Raw genomic sequence first — 14,520 nt, 5'->3', positions numbered from 1 at the left:
CCCGGAGGGGGACCCTCCGGGCGCGCTTCGCTCCGTAGAATCAGCCGCCTCACCCCGCCGTGAAGATCGTTTGCACACGTGCGGCACAGTGGCTGGGGTGAGTGCCCGACCACGCACCGCACCGACGGAGGAAGCTTGAGCACAGCGCAGTTGGATCGGGCGGCTCCGGCCGCGGCGGACACCCGCGCCGGCGTCCTGAACCGCGTCGGACGCCTCCGGCACACCTCCCCCGGCCGCCTGCAGCTGATCCTCGCCGCGCTGGTCGTTCTCGCCCTGCTCACCGGCCTCGTCGCCGGACTGACGGCGGCCTCCGCGGCGAACGGCACCGACGACCTCGGCAACCGGGCCCAGCCCCTGCTCGTCGAGGCCGAGACCATCTACTCCAAGCTCGCCGACGCCGACACCACCGCGGCGCAGGCGTTCCTGGCCGGCGGCCTCGAGCCGACCGCGCTGACCGACCGCTACGAGGACGACCTCAACCAGGCCACCACCGCGCTGACCTCGGCCGCCCGGCGCACGCCCGAGCGGGGCCGCTCCGCCGACGCGATCCGCCGGCTCTCCGCCGACGTCACCCGGTACGCGGGCCTGGTGTCCAGCGCCCGCGCCAACAACCGGCAGGGCCTGCCGATCGGCGCGTCGTACCTCGCCGCCGCCTCCACGCTGAGCCGCGAGTCGCTGCAACCGCAGGCGCAGGCGCTGCTGCAGGCCGCCCGGAGCGAGGTCGACGACGGCTACCGCGCCGCACGCAGCTCCTGGTGGACGGCGCTGCTGGTGATCCTGCTGATCGTCCTGCTCGCCGCGCTGCTGCGGGCCCAGCTGCACCTGAGCCGCACCACCCGCCGGACGTTCAACGTGCCGCTGGTCGCCGCCACCGCCGTCACGGCGGTGCTCGCGCTCGCCGTCGGCGGGATGCTGATCGCCCAGCGCGCCCACCTCTCCAACGCCGACACCGAGGGCTCGCGGCCGGTCGCGCTGCTCGCCGAGGCCCGCATCGCCGCCCTGCGCGAGCGCGGCGACGAGGCGCTGACGCTTGTCGCCCGCTCCGGCGAGGGCACCCCCGAGCCGGGCAAGCTCACCCTCGAGCAGGACTTCGCCGCCACCACCGGCCGGCTGAACGATCTGCTGACCGACGCCGGCGTCCAGGACGCGATCCCCGGGCACCTCGCCTACGTGAGCGCGCACCGCCAGGTCCGCAAGCTCGACAACGGCGGCGACTACGACGGCGCCGTCGCGCTGGCCATCGGCGCGCGGACGACGCAGACGTTCACCGGCCTCACCGACGCCATCGGCGAGGAGCTGGACGACCGCAAGGACGTGTTCAGCGACGAGATCGGCCACGCCGGGCGCGGCCTGGGCCCGCTCATCGTGCTCGGCCCGCTGCTGGCCCTGATCGTCTGCGGCCTCGCCGTCGCCGGACTGCGGGCCCGACTCGAGGAGTACCGCTGATGCGCACCCGTGCCGCCCTCGCCGCCGCCGCGGCCCTGGCCGTGCTCGCCACCGCCGGCGGCTGCGGCGGGGACTCCTCGCCGCTGCCGGGCCGGCCCACCGCGTCCGCCGGGCCGACCGCGAACGCGACGGCGGTGCCCGTCGACAACACCTGCAACCCGCGCGCCAGCCTGCGCCCCGCGGGCGCCCTGCCCGCGCCCGGCCGGATGCCGGCCGGCAGCTACATGGCGACGATCCAGAAGCGCGGCCGGCTCGTGCTCGGCACCAGCCAGGACACGCTGCTGTTCAGCTCCCGCAACCCGTTCACCGGCCGGGTCGAGGGCTTCGACGTGGACATGGGGCGGCAGATCGCCCAGGCCATCTTCGGCGACCCCGACAAGATCCAGATCAAGGTCATCGGGTACGACAAGAGGGTCAGCTCGGTGTACGACGGCTCGGTCGACATCGTCGCGGACACCATGACGGCGAACTGCGCGCGCTGGAAGGACGTCAACTTCTCCAGCATCTACTACGAGGCCGGGCAGAAGGTGCTGGTCTCCAAGGACTCGAAGGCCACGAGCATCAACGACCTCGGCGGCCGCAAGGTGTGCGCCGCCAAGGGCTCCACCTCGTACGACAACATCACCAAGGTCCCCGTCCGGCCGGCGCCGATCTCGGTCGCCCGGGCCGGTTTCGGCGACTGCCTGGTCGCCTTCCAGCGCAACGAGGTCGAGGCCATCTCCACCGACGACACCATCCTGGTCGGCCTGGCCGCGCAGGACCCGTACGCGAAGGTGATCGGGCCGCGCTTCACCGACGAGCCGTACGGCATGGCGATCGCCAAGGATCACGCGGACTTCACCCGGTTCGTCAACGCGGTGCTCGCCAGGAACCGCGCGAACGGCACGTGGAAGGCCACCTACGAGCGGTGGCTCGGCGACTTCGGCGCCGCGCCGAAGCCGCCGGCGGCCGAGTACCGGGACTGACCCCGTGACCGCACCCACCCAGCATCTGCTCGGCCGCGCCGACGGCGAGTTGATGCGCCTCGAGACGGCGTTGGCCGCGGTCGCCTCGAACCTGGTGGACCTCGACGACAACGCCGCGCGCAAGGACCTCGACAAGGGGCCGCTGCGCGGCCGCACCGCCGTGGCCTGGGCGGATGCCACCGAGGCGCTGACCCAGCTCTGGGACGGCTACGGCATGTTGACGGCGCTTGTCACCTCGGCCCGGGCGGCGCGCAACCAGCGCCGGTTCACCGACGCCGAGAAGTCCGCTTACGTGCATCAGGTCCTCGGGCGCTCGATCACGCTCTCCACCCGTACGGTGCCGCTGGCCCAGCGCGGGCTGCTCGGGCCCGGCCAGGTCAGCACCACCTGCTCCCCCGCCGAGTTGCTCGCCGCGATGGAGGCCGCGTTCAAGACCGCGGTGGACGTCGCCGTCCGGGCGGGCGAGGTGTGGCAGCGGCTGATGCCCGAGGCCGCCGCGGTGGCCTCGTCGCTCGCGCACCTGCGCACGCTGACCCGCTCGGCCACCCTGGACGAGGCCGACCGCCGGCTCGGCGACTTCACCTCGGCGCTGGCCACCGACCCGCTGGCCTGCGACCAGACGGCGCTGGCCGCGGTGCGCACCCTGCTCGACCGGGCCGACGCCGAGCGCACCACGGCCGGCGAGCTGCGCGAGGCGCTCACCCAGCGCCTCGGCGACGCGCGCGCCCTGGCCGATCAGCTCACCGAGGCGGCCCGCGCCGCCGCCGCGGCCGAGCAGGACGTCGTCGGCCGCTTCGCCGACTCGGACATCGCGCCGGCGGCCGGGCCCGACCTGCGGCCCGACCTGGCCGCGCTGGACGCGCTCGCCGCCGCCGGGCACTGGGCGCTGATCAGCCCCCGCCTCGCCGACTGGACCCGGCGGGCCCGCGAGCGGCTCGAGGCCCTGCGCGGCGCCGCCGCCCGCAACACCGCGATGCTGGGCTCCCGCAACGAGCTGCGCGGGCGGCTGGACGCATACCAGGCGAAGGCGGGCCGCCGCGGCCTCGCCGAGGATCCGGGGCTCGCGCCGCTCGCCGAGCGGGCGCGGGCGTTGCTCTACACCGCGCCCTGCGATCTCGGCGCCGCGCGGACGGCCGTGAACGCCTATCAGGACGCGGTGGCCCGCCGCACCGCGACGACCGCGAGGGACGGACTGAAGTGAATTGCCAGCGCGACTGTCCCGGCACCGTCCAGGACGGCTACTGCGACACCTGCGGCATGGCCCCGCCGAAGACGGCCGGGGCGACGGCGCCGAGGCAGCGCACCGCGACCGCGCCCTCGGTGCGGACCGGCGCGCTCTCCACCCGTACGGGCGGATCGGCGCGCACCGGCAGCACCCGCACCGGCAGCCGGCGGCGACGCTTCGGCGGCGGCCTGGTCGACGTGGCGCCGCTGCCCGAACGCGACCCCGCCAGCGCGATCATGGCGGTCGCCGAGGTGCCGGAGGAGAAGCGGTACTGCGGCAAGTGCGCCAACCCGGTGGGCCGCGCCCGCGGTGACCGGGCCGGGCGCACGGCCGGCTTCTGCCCGTCCTGCGGCGAGGCGTTCAACTTCACCCCGAAGCTCACCAAGGGCGACCTGGTCGGCGGCCAGTACGAGGTGATCGGCGCGCTCGCGCACGGCGGGCTCGGCTGGATCTACCTGGCCAACGACAAGCGCGTCTCGGACCGCTGGGTGGTGCTCAAGGGCCTGCTCAACTCCGGCGACGAGGACGCGCTGGCGGCGGCCCTGGCCGAGCAGCGGTTCCTCGCCGAGGTCGAGCACCCCAACATCGTGAAGATCTACAACTTCGTGGAGCACGAGGGCGCCGGCTACATCGTCATGGAGTACGTCGGCGGCGAGTCGCTCAAGGGCATCCTCAAGGACCGCCGGGCGGCCAACGGCAACCAGCCGGACCCGCTGCCGCTGGACCAGGCCCTCGCCTACGTCCTGGAGATCATGCCGGCCTTCGGCTACCTGCACGACCGCGGCCTGATCTTCTGCGACTTCAAGCCGGACAACGTCATCCAGACCGGCGACCAGGTCAAGCTCATCGACCTCGGCGGCGTCGTGCACATCGACGACCAGGACGCCGCCCTGTACGGCACGGTCGGCTACCAGGCGCCGGAGATGGCGCAGGCCGGCCCGTCCATTCAGTCCGATCTCTACACGATCGGCCGCACCCTGGCGGTGCTGACCACCGACTTCCGCGGCTACCAGAGCACCTTCAAGGAGAGCCTGCCGGACCGCGGCGAGTTCGACCTCTACCGCGAGCACGAGTCCTACTACCGGCTGCTGCACCGGGCCACCCGCCTCGATCCGGCCGAGCGCTTCGTCGACGCCGCGGAGATGACCGAGCAGATGCTCGGCGTGCTGCGCGAGGTGCTCTCCGCCGGCGACGGCGAGCCGCGCCCGTCCACGTCGCGGCTGTTCACCGGCGAGCTGCGCACCGACCCGCGCAGCGACGCGCCGAACTGGCGGTTCCTGCCCGCCCCGATGATCGACCTGACCGACCCGTCGGCCGCGTTCCTGGCCTCGGTGACGGTGACCGATCCGCAGGAGGTGCTCACCCTGCTCGGCAAGGCGCCGGAGAACACCTTCGAGGTGCAGCTGCGGGCCCTGCGGGCGCTCATCGACCTGGGCGCCGCCGGCACCGGCCCGGCCGCGTTCGCGGACGCCGCCCGGCTGCGCGACACGATCACGGCGGCGGCCGCCGGCGACTGGCGCCTCGCCTGGTTCGACGGGGTCCTGGCGCTGGCCTCGGGCGACCTGGACCGGGCGCGGGCGCAGTTCGACGCGGTCTACTCGGCGCTGCCCGGCGAGCTCGCCCCGAAGCTGGCGCTGGGGCTGGCCCTGGAGCTGGCGGGGCGGCCCGCGGAGGCGGCCGGCTACTACGACGTGGTGAGCCGCACGGACCCGGCGTACACCACCGCGGCGGCGGGGCTGGCCCGGTGCCGGCTCGCCACCGGGGACCGCGACGGGGCCGTGGAGGCCTACAACCGGGTGCCGGGCACCTCGGCGGCGTACCGCAGCTCGCAGGTCGGCGCGGTGCGGGCGCTGGTCCACTCGCACCCGACGGCCGCGGCCGACGTCGCGGCCCTCGCGGCGGCCGCCGCGCTGATCGGCCGGCTGGAGATGGAGGCCGCGCAGCTCGCCGCGCTCCGGGCCGAGCTGCTCGAGCGGGCCCTCACCACGCTGACCGCCGGGACCGCGGTGCCGGCGGCGGTGCTGGGCACGCCCGGCGACGGCACCGCCGGCGAGCGGGACGTACGCTTCGCGCTCGAGGGCGCGTACCGGGAGATGGCCCGGGCCGTGCACGGGCCCGAGAAGATCCGCCTGGTGGACCTGGCCAACGCGGCCAGGCCGAGGACCCGTACGTGAGGCGGCCGACCGCCGGCGAGAGAGGCGAGGCCGCATGATCACCCAGGAGGACTGCGCGTCCTGCACCGACGAGCGGGACGCGGGCGCCGCGTTCTGCGAGAACTGCGGCAAGGCGCTGGCCACCGGCGCCGGGCTGGCCATCGGCAAGGACTGCCCGTCCTGCGGCGCGGCCGGTGTGGTCGGCGACGACGGCTACTGCGGCAACTGCGGCATGCTGGCCGCCCGGCCGCGCGACCACGTCGAGGCCGACGCCGGGCCGGTCGCCGCGGCGGTCACCGACCGCGGCCTGCGGCACCACCGCAACGAGGACGCGCTGTGGCTGGCCACCCGGGGCGCGGACGTCGACGTGGTGGTCTGCGACGGGGTGTCCGCCTCCTTCGACCCGGACATCGCGTCCGAGACCGCCGCCGAGGCCACCGGCAAGGTGCTGGCCCTGGCCGCGGCCGAGCTGGCCGAGAGCATCGGCGCCGCCATCGTCGCGTCCGCGAGCGCGGTCGCCGTGCTGGCCACCACCGGCGATCCGCGCCGGGCCGCGTCCAACCCGGCCTGCACGATCGTCGCGGCCTGCGTGCGGGGCACCGAGATCGGGTACGGGTGGGTCGGCGACAGCCGGGCGTACTGGGTCCCCGCCGACGGCACGGCCGTCCAGCTCACCGAGGACGACTCGTGGGCCATCCACGCGATCTCCCTCGGCGTCGACCCGCAGGCCGCCTGGAACGACCCGAAGGCGCACGCCATCACCGCCTGGATGGGCGCCGACGCGGGCCCGGTCGCGCCGCGCACCGGCACCTTCTTCGCCGAGACGCCCGGGCACCTCGTGCTGTGCAGCGACGGCCTGTGGAACTACCTGACCGAACCGGCCGCCTTCGCCGGCACCGTCCGCGCCGCCGTGCGCGACACGGACGACCTGCTGGGTGCGGCGCGGTCGCTCGTCGACTTCGCCAACGCCGCCGGCGGCTCCGACAACATCACCGTCGCCCTCGTACCCCTCAACACCCCCGACAGCTAAGGGAGAGCCCGTGCCGTACACCGCCGAGGCGTTCCAGAACGAGTTCCTCGCCCTGGGCGCGACCGAAGTCAACGCCATCGTCACCGTCGCCTCGTCCGGCGCGGAGGGCGGACGGCGCACGGCCGGCGCCACCGAGATCATCATCGTGGACTGCTCGGGCTCGATGATGGCCGAGGGCCGCATGGGCGCCGCCCGGCAGGCCGCCAAGGCCGCCGTGAACTGCATCGACGACGGCGTCCGCTTCGCCATCATCGCCGGCGTGAGCACCGCGCAGCAGCTCTTCCCCGCGCCCGGCGAGCTCGCCGTCGCCACGCCGGAGACCCGCGCCCAGGCGGTCACCGCGATCGACCGGCTGCAGGCCAACGGCGGCACGGCCATCGGCGCCTGGCTCAAGCTCGCCGGCCAGCTCTTCGCGCAGCGCCCCGGCGACATCGCACACGCCATCCTGCTCACCGACGGCGAGAACGGCGAGTACCAGGGCTACCTGGAGAGCGTGCTGCAGGGCATCGCCGGCAGCTTCACCTGCGACTGTCGCGGCGTCGGCACCAACTGGACGGTCTCCGAGCTGCGCAAGGTGGCGACCGCGATGCTGGGCACGGTGGACATCGTCGCGCGCCCGCAGGGCCTGACCGCGGCGTTCGAGCAGATGATGACCGCCGCGATGGGCAAGACCAGCGCCGACGTGCAGCTCAAGGTCTGGACCCCGGTCAACTCGACGGTCCGCTTCGTCAAGCAGGTCGAGCCGCAGGTGGCCGACCTGACCGGCAAGCGGGTCGCGGACGGTCCCCGCGCCGGGCGGTACCCGCTCGGCTCCTGGGGTTCGGAGAGCCGCGACTACCACGTGTGCATCGACGTGACCGCGGGCGCCGCCGGCGACGAGATGCTCGCCGCCCGGGTGTCCGTGGTGGAGGGCGACGAGGTGCACGCGCAGACCCTGGTGCGCGCGGTCTGGACCGAGGACTCGGCGCTGTCCACCCGGATCAACCGGCAGGTCGCGCACTACACCGGGCAGGCCGAGCTGGCCGACGCGATCCAGGAGGGCATCGAGGCGCGCAAGGCCGGCGACGACCGTACGGCCACGCTGAAGTTCGGCCGGGCCGCCCAGCTCGCGCACGAGAGCGGAAACAAGGCGACCGAGGAGCTGCTGGCCACGGTCGTCGACATCGAGGACGCGGCGACCGGCACGGTCCGGCTGCGCCGCAAGGTCGACGCCGCCGACGAGATGGCCCTGGACACCCGCTCGACCAAGACCGTCCGGGTGGGGCGGGCCCAATGACGGCCTTCGCCTGCCCGAAGGGCCACGCGTCCACGACGGACGACTTCTGCGACACCTGCGGCGCGAAGATCGGCGGCACGGCGGTGTTCAGCCCGGGCGTCGCGCCGGCCGCCGCGCCGGCGTTCCCGAGCGGCGAGCCGTGCCCGAACTGCGGCACGCCCCGGGCCGGCGCCGGCCGGTTCTGCGAGGACTGCGGCTTCGACCACAGCACCGGCCGGGTGCCGGCCCTGGTCGAGCCGGCGGCGGCACCCCCGCCGGCCGCCGGCTGGACGGCGACGGTCTACGCCGACCGGGAGTACTTCGAGGCCAACGCGATCGAGGGCGCCGACTTCCCGGAGCAGACCGGGCAGCGCACGGTGACGCTGCCGGCCCCGCAGGTGCGGATCGGGCGCAGGAGCACGTCAAAGGGCACCGACCCGGAGATCGACCTCGCGGACGCCGACCCGGGCGTCTCGCACAGCCACGCGCTGCTGACCCTGAGCGTGGACGGCGTGTGGCTGCTCTCCGACCTGGGCTCGACCAACGGCACGTGGCTCAACGACGACCCGAAGCCGCTGACCGCGGGCCAGACCCGCAGCGTCGGCGACGGCGACCGGGTCCACGTCGGCGCCTGGACGACGATCGCCCTGCACGCCCCGGTGAGTTAGGGGCGGTTTCGCCGCGCGCCCGGCACGGGTCGCGATACGTTCGCCACCGATGAAGGACGAACGCATCGGCACGGTGCACCGCACCCAGGTGATCGACCTGCTGAGCCAGGCCCTGGACGAGGGCCTGCTCACGACCCCGCAGTACGACGCCCGGGTGGTCGCGGTGAGCACCGCCACGTACGCGTCCGACCTGCTCGGGCAGGTGCAGGACCTGCCGCCGCGGCTGCAGTGGGACCCGCGCATCGCGGCGCCGCCCACCGCGCCGAACCGCAGCGCCGGCCGCACCTCGCTGATCCTCGGGCTGTTCAGCATTCCGATGGCCTTCTGCGTGCTCGGCTGGATCCCGGGCATCGCGGCGATCGTCATGAGCACCAAGGGCAGCGGCGCGCGCGGGGTGGGCCCCGCCCTGCTCGGCCGGGTCCTGGGCATCATCGGCGTGGTCCTGTCGATCGGCGCCCTGCTGGCCCTGCTCTTCGCTTACACCTCGCACAGCACCGCGTGACTACGCCGGCCACAGGGCGGCGTGGGCGGCGCCCCACAACTCCCGGTCGGCGGCGAAGAGCGAGACACCCGGACGCGGCCCGCGGATCCCGTCGGCGCCGCCGTAACAGCCGCCGGCCTCCTCGACGATGAGCGCGGTGGCGGCGAAGTCCCAGATCTCGCCCCGGGTCTGCAGCGCCAGATCGAGGGACCCGTCCGCGACCAGCAGCGCGGCGTGCACGTCCCAGTCCACGATGGACGCCAGCGCGCCCAGCGGCGCGGCGATCGCCTCGTCGGCGGCGGTGACGTTCGGCGCCACCGGGATGACTCCGACGCGGCTGCCGGCGATCGTGGTGCGGCCGCCGCCCGCGTGGATGCGGCGCTCACCCGTACCGTCGAGGTTCGCGGCGAAGGCGCCGCCGCCGCGGCGCGCCCACCAGACCCTGCCCTGCACGGGCACCGCGGCCACCCCGGCGACGATCTCGCCGGCCTCCTCGAGGGCGACCAGGACGAGCCAGCGGTCGTCGCCGCCGACGAACTGCGCCGTGCCGTCGATCGGATCGATGATCCACCGCCGGGCCCCGGCGCCGGTCGCGCCGCCCTCCTCGCCGAGGATGGCGTCGCCGGGCCGGCCCTCGCTCAGCACCGCCCGGATGGCGGCCTCGACCGCGCGATCAGCCTCGGTGACGACGCTGCCGTCGGCCTTGCGCTCGCGGGGCAGGTCGGCCAGGGCGGCGAAATACCGCAGGGCGACGGCCGCGCCCGCGAGGGTGGCCGCCCGGGCCAACTCAAGATCACTGAGCAATTTTCAACCTGGCCTCGGGCCAGAGGTATCCGGGCCGTCTACCGCTGCCGGGCGCTGCCGCCCGGGCCACGTCGAAAGGCTCACTCTGCACGCACCCCATCATGCCTCGCGGCGTGCTCCAGGAACGTGGTGATCTCGGTGATCCGGCCGCCGCCGGTCTCGAAGAGCAGCAGCGCGAACGGCTCGTAGGCCCCGCCCGGACCGGTCGGCCGCTCCTGCCGGTACGCGATCGTGCCGTTCGCCGCGACCGGCGTCATCCGCGCGTCGCGGCAGGACCCGTCGCCGTGGCGCAGCGCCCGGGCGATCTCGTCGCGTCCGCTCAGCCACCAGGCGAACGGCGGCATCGACATGGTGGCATCCTCGTGCAGCAGCGCGACCATCGCGCTCACGTCATAGCGTTCGAACGCCCGGCAGTAGCGTTCGAGCAGCGCGGCCGCGTCCGGATCCAGCGGGGCGACCGGCGCCGACCGGCGCAGCGTCGCCCGGGCCCGCTGCAGCGCGCTGGTCACCGACGCCACCGACGTGTCCAGCAGGCCGGCCACCTCGTCGGCGTGCCAGCCGAGCACGTCGCGCAGGATGAGCACCGCCCGCTGCCGCGGGGACAGCCGCTGCAGGGCGGCGACGAACGCCAGCCGCATGGACTCGCGGCGCACCGCCTGCTCGGCCGGATCGTCACGGTCGGGCAGGACCCGCGCGTCCGCGATCGGCCAGACCCAGGCGCCCGCGGACAGCGGGGCGCCGAGCGGGGCCGAGGCCTGCACCGCGGGGCCGAGGTCGACCGCGCGGGCCCGCCGCTGGGCGCTGCGCAGCATGTCGAGGCACACGTTGGTGGCGATCCGGTAGAGCCAGTTCCGCAGCGACCCGCGCCCGGCGTCGAACTTCTCGGCCTGCCGCCAGGCCCGCAGCAGCGTCTCCTGCACCGCGTCCTCGGCCTCGGACCCGGACCCGAGCATCCGGTATGCGTAACCGGTCAACTCGATGCGGAACTCCTCGGCCTGCACGCCTCGACGCTACCGCGTTACCGGATCTAGGCGTATCTGGCGGATCACAGCGTCGCCGCCCGAGGTCCAGGTCACGCATCTGGCCTTCCGCCGCGCCACGAACCAGCCTTCCGCCGCGCCATGACCCGGAAGCAGGGCCCGGCGTCGCCGTACATGCTCTAGCCTGTCGCGGTGCATCGCAGCCGCCTCTACGGGCTCTTCATCGACACCCCTGCGGCCGAGGCCGCAGCCGCCTCGGCGTTCTGGTCCGCCGCCCTCGGCACGCCTGCGGCGGCCGATCCCGACGAGGAGCAGTTCACGATGCTCGCGGCCGCGTTCCCGGGCCTGGCGGTCGGCGTGCAGTCCGTGGACGACGCCCCGCGATACCACGTTGACATCGAGACCGACGACGTCGTGGCGGAGACCGAGCGGCTGACCGGGCTGGGCGCGATCGAGGTGGCGCGGTGGCTGGACTGCCACGTGCTGCGGGCACCCGGCGGTCACCTGCTGTGCGTCATTCCGATCCACAGTGACCCGACGCTGTTCGCCGCCGAATCGGCCGTCTGGCCCTGACGCGCTGCAAACTTTCTGCACATTCGTTTCCATTGACTCGCAGGGACGCCCATGTAAACGTTGGCGCTGGTAAGCGCTTTCCTCCCCCCATTCTTGGAGCGCACCATGCGCGGACGATCCCTCGCCGCGGCCGCAGTCGCGGTCGTCACGGCCCTCGGACTCAGCACCACCCCACCGGCCGACGCCGCGAACCGCGCGGCGGCCGGCCGCGGCCCGTCGCCCGCCGCGCTGTGGCTGGCCCGCCAGCCCCTGGCCCCGAATGACGGCTGGGCCGCCGCCGGATCCGGCACCACCGGCGGCTCCGCGGCCGACGCGGCGCACGTCTTCGTGGCACACGACCGCACCGAACTGCTCGCCGCCCTGTCCGGCGACGCCGCGTCCCGGATCGTCTTCGTCAGCGGCCGCTTCAGCATGAGCGTCGACGCCGCCGGCCGGCCGCTCGGTTGCGCCGACTACGCCGACCCGGCGTACGACCTGGACGCGTTCCTGGCGGCGTACGATCCTGCGGTCTGGGGCCGGGCGAGCAAGCCGACCGGCCCGCTCGAGGAGGCGCGGGTCCGCTCCGCCAAGCGCCAGGGCGACCAGATCAAAATCAATGTCCCCGCGAACACCACCCTCATCGGCATCAACGGCGCCCGGATCGGGCACGGCAGCCTGATCGTCGCGAACGTCGCCAACGTGATCGTCCGCAACATCGAGTTCACCGACGCCGCCGACTGCTTCCCCGCCTGGGATCCCACCGACGGCGAGGCCGGCAACTGGAATTCGCTCTACGACCTGATCTCGCTGACCGGCGCCACCAACGTCTGGCTCGACCACAACACCCTCAGCGACGGCAACAACCACGACGCCGGCCAGCCGATCCGCCTCGGCCGCCCCTACCAGGTGCACGACGGCGCGAGCGACATCATCCGCGGCTCCGACCTGGTCACGGTCTCCTACAACGACTACTACGACCACGACAAGACCATGCTCATCGGCTCGACCGACACCCCCGGCGTCGACGTCGGCAAGCTGCGCGTCACCGTCCACCACAACCGCTTCGGCAACGTGATCCAGCGCGCGCCGCGGGTCCGCTTCGGGCAGGTCGACGTCTACAACAACGCATACACGGCGACCGACGAGGAATACGGCTACTCCTTCGGCGTCGGCGTGGAATCCTCCATCTACGCGGAGAACAACCACTTCGTACGCAGCGAGGACCTCCCCGACGGCGAGATCATCCACTACTGGAAGGGCACCCGGATCACCGCCATCGGCACGCTGGTGCGCATCGGCAGCCGGCCCGCGCGACCGGTGGACCTGGTGGCCGCCTACAACGCGGCGCACGACCCGGACCTGACCCCGGACGCCGGCTGGGTGCCCACGCTGCGCACCCGGCTGGACCCGACGGCCGACGTGCCCCGCATCGTCGGCGCCTCAGCGGGAATCCGCCGCCTCGGCATCTGAATCCACCGCGCTCCCCGGCGTCTACGGTGGGGCGAGCACCAAGTTCCGTCCCATAGATCCTGGTCGGCAGAGATCAACGTCTCATGTCGCCAAAGACGACCTCGCACCCGAACCGGTCTGCCTAATGGGCGACCGGTTGCGAAGTGCGGGTCAAGGCGAAACGCCTAACTGCGTGGCTGGTGCGCGCTCCCTGGCAGCCTATGTGACGGCGCGTTCCGCACCGTCAAACCTCGGCAACCGGTATCTGCATACCGGAGGCGCACGATCCCGGCGAACCGTCCGCGGCCATTTACTAATCGCGGGGCGGCCCGTTTCACCCACCGCGGGGAAGCCAGTGTCACCAACCGCGGGGCCACCCGTTTCACCCACCGCGAGTCGACCCCATTCACCCACCGCGATGCCACGCGTTTCACCCACCGCGAGTCGACCCCATTCACCCACCGCGATGCCACGCGTTTCACCCACCGCGAGTCGACCCCATTCACCCACCGCGGGGCGGCCCCATTCACCCATCGCGAGGCGGTCCGTTTCACCCGCCGCGCAAGTGTCGAATATCGGTATGACGGGAAGTGGTTTCTGTTTGGTTTTGAGATGGCGTTCGCACGGTGACCGTCGCGGACCGGGACGTAGCGAAAATGGCCGAGTGTCACCGTGCCCACCATCTCGCGGTGGCCACCCAAATTCAGGGATGACCCACCGGGAGCCGATCGTAGCCGACGCTGGAGGCCCCGCCCGCGAGGCGGATGGGGAGGGTGTCGGTCGCGCCGCTCGAGACCGCCGGGCCGTTGCTGGCCCACCCTCTCCCGCTGCGTGCCCGCCGGGCGCTGGTCGAGCCACGCACGGCAGCGGCGCCGCCGCTGTCGGCGATGACATCGCCGGTGCCGACGCTGCCGTCCACGGCCGCCGAGGCGATGTCGGAGGTGGCGGCGTCTGCCACGAGGGATGCGCCGCGTGCGACGACAGGCGGGCCGGCGACCGAGGTGGTCGTGGTTGCCAGGTCGGTGCCGGGATCGGTGCCGGCATGGGTGCCGCCGGGCGCTGCGGCAGCCGGTTCGACTGTGGTGCGATACCAGGCCGCGGTACAGAGGGCACGCGCGGTGCAGAGCGCGGCGCAGGCGGGGTCGGCACGGGCGGCGCAGACCGCGACGCAGGCGGAGTCGGCACGCGCGGCACAGACCACGACGCAGGCGAAGTGGCCGCTCGCGTCGCGGCGGGCATTCGTGCTGTGGATGGCGACGCGGGTGGGGTAGACACGCGCGGTGCGGCGGACACTCGTGGCGCAGCCGAAGTCGGCACGCGCGGCACAGAGCACGGCGCAGTCGAAGTCGGCGCGCGCGGTGCAGATCGCGACGTAGGCGGGGTCGGCACGCGCGGTGCAGAGTACGGCGCAGGCAGAGTGGCCGCTCGCGTCGCGGCGGGCACTCGTGCTGCGGACGGCGACGCGGATGGGGCAGGCACGCGCGGTGCGACGGACACTCGGGGCGCAGGAGG

13 protein-coding genes are annotated in these 14,520 nt (G+C 73.8%); 10 read left to right on the top strand and 3 right to left on the bottom strand.

Annotated elements, in window-relative coordinates; genetic code table 11:
* Positions 1-135 precede the first annotated feature (135 nt).
* The 8 genes from AB0F10_RS38360 to AB0F10_RS38325 are packed head-to-tail and all read left to right on the top strand — an operon-like array spanning position 136 to position 9,244.
* On the top strand, positions 136-1,446 hold the full coding sequence (locus AB0F10_RS38360) for a hypothetical protein (RefSeq protein ID WP_360637088.1): 1,311 nt from the start codon (positions 136-138) through the stop codon (positions 1,444-1,446).
* Positions 1,446-2,411 carry a glutamate ABC transporter substrate-binding protein gene (locus tag AB0F10_RS38355; protein WP_360637085.1) on the top strand — a complete coding sequence of 322 codons (966 nt, stop codon included), beginning with the start codon at positions 1,446-1,448 and terminating at the stop codon, positions 2,409-2,411. The genes AB0F10_RS38360 and AB0F10_RS38355 overlap by 1 nt, the downstream gene beginning before the upstream one ends.
* A gap of 4 nt (positions 2,412-2,415) precedes the next feature.
* On the top strand, positions 2,416-3,612 hold the full coding sequence (locus AB0F10_RS38350; RefSeq protein ID WP_360637082.1) for a hypothetical protein: 1,197 nt from the start codon (positions 2,416-2,418) through the stop codon (positions 3,610-3,612).
* Positions 3,609-5,810 (top strand): tetratricopeptide repeat protein, encoded by a 2,202-nt coding sequence (locus tag AB0F10_RS38345; protein ID WP_360637079.1) that lies wholly within the window; start codon positions 3,609-3,611, stop codon positions 5,808-5,810. The genes AB0F10_RS38350 and AB0F10_RS38345 overlap by 4 nt, the downstream gene beginning before the upstream one ends.
* A 34-nt stretch (positions 5,811-5,844) precedes the next feature.
* The gene (locus tag AB0F10_RS38340) at positions 5,845-6,819 is read left to right on the top strand and encodes a PP2C family serine/threonine-protein phosphatase (RefSeq protein WP_360637076.1); all 975 of its coding nucleotides are present in this window, start codon (positions 5,845-5,847) and stop codon (positions 6,817-6,819) included.
* 10 nt (positions 6,820-6,829) lie between these two features.
* Entirely contained in the window at positions 6,830-8,095 is a 1,266-nt protein-coding gene (locus AB0F10_RS38335) for a VWA domain-containing protein (RefSeq protein ID WP_360637073.1), read from the top strand.
* The gene (locus AB0F10_RS38330; protein WP_360637070.1) at positions 8,092-8,742 is read left to right on the top strand and encodes an FHA domain-containing protein; all 651 of its coding nucleotides are present in this window, start codon (positions 8,092-8,094) and stop codon (positions 8,740-8,742) included. The genes AB0F10_RS38335 and AB0F10_RS38330 overlap by 4 nt, the downstream gene beginning before the upstream one ends.
* A 49-nt stretch (positions 8,743-8,791) precedes the next feature.
* Positions 8,792-9,244, top strand: coding sequence for a DUF1707 domain-containing protein (locus tag AB0F10_RS38325; RefSeq protein ID WP_360637067.1), 453 nt, complete (start codon positions 8,792-8,794; stop codon positions 9,242-9,244).
* On the opposite strand, the gene AB0F10_RS38320 is transcribed toward AB0F10_RS38325, so the two are convergent.
* Both AB0F10_RS38320 and AB0F10_RS38315 read right to left on the bottom strand, forming a co-directional pair.
* Positions 9,245-10,027: an inositol monophosphatase family protein gene (locus AB0F10_RS38320; protein WP_360637064.1), complete on the bottom strand. Its 783-nt coding sequence runs from the start codon at positions 10,025-10,027 to the stop codon at positions 9,245-9,247.
* 80 nt (positions 10,028-10,107) lie between these two features.
* On the bottom strand, positions 10,108-11,028 hold the full coding sequence (locus AB0F10_RS38315) for an RNA polymerase subunit sigma-70 (RefSeq protein WP_360637061.1): 921 nt from the start codon (positions 11,026-11,028) through the stop codon (positions 10,108-10,110).
* Between the two features lie 171 nt (positions 11,029-11,199).
* On the opposite strand from AB0F10_RS38315, the gene AB0F10_RS38310 reads away from it, so the two are divergent.
* Positions 11,200-11,580 (top strand): VOC family protein, encoded by a 381-nt coding sequence (locus AB0F10_RS38310; RefSeq protein WP_360637058.1) that lies wholly within the window; start codon positions 11,200-11,202, stop codon positions 11,578-11,580.
* Between the two features lie 105 nt (positions 11,581-11,685).
* Positions 11,686-13,029, top strand: coding sequence for a polysaccharide lyase family 1 protein (locus AB0F10_RS38305; RefSeq protein ID WP_360637055.1), 1,344 nt, complete (start codon positions 11,686-11,688; stop codon positions 13,027-13,029).
* Positions 13,030-13,711: 682 nt separating this feature from the next.
* Here AB0F10_RS38305 and AB0F10_RS38300 read toward each other — a convergent pair.
* Positions 13,712-14,520 (bottom strand): hypothetical protein (locus AB0F10_RS38300; protein WP_360637052.1); only part of this gene is annotated, 809 nt, incomplete at its 5' end.

The organism is Actinoplanes sp. NPDC026623 (assembly GCF_040638275.1).
In the GTDB taxonomy this organism is placed as follows: domain Bacteria; phylum Actinomycetota; class Actinomycetes; order Mycobacteriales; family Micromonosporaceae; genus Actinoplanes.
This window is presented reverse-complemented; position numbering and strand designations above follow the sequence as displayed.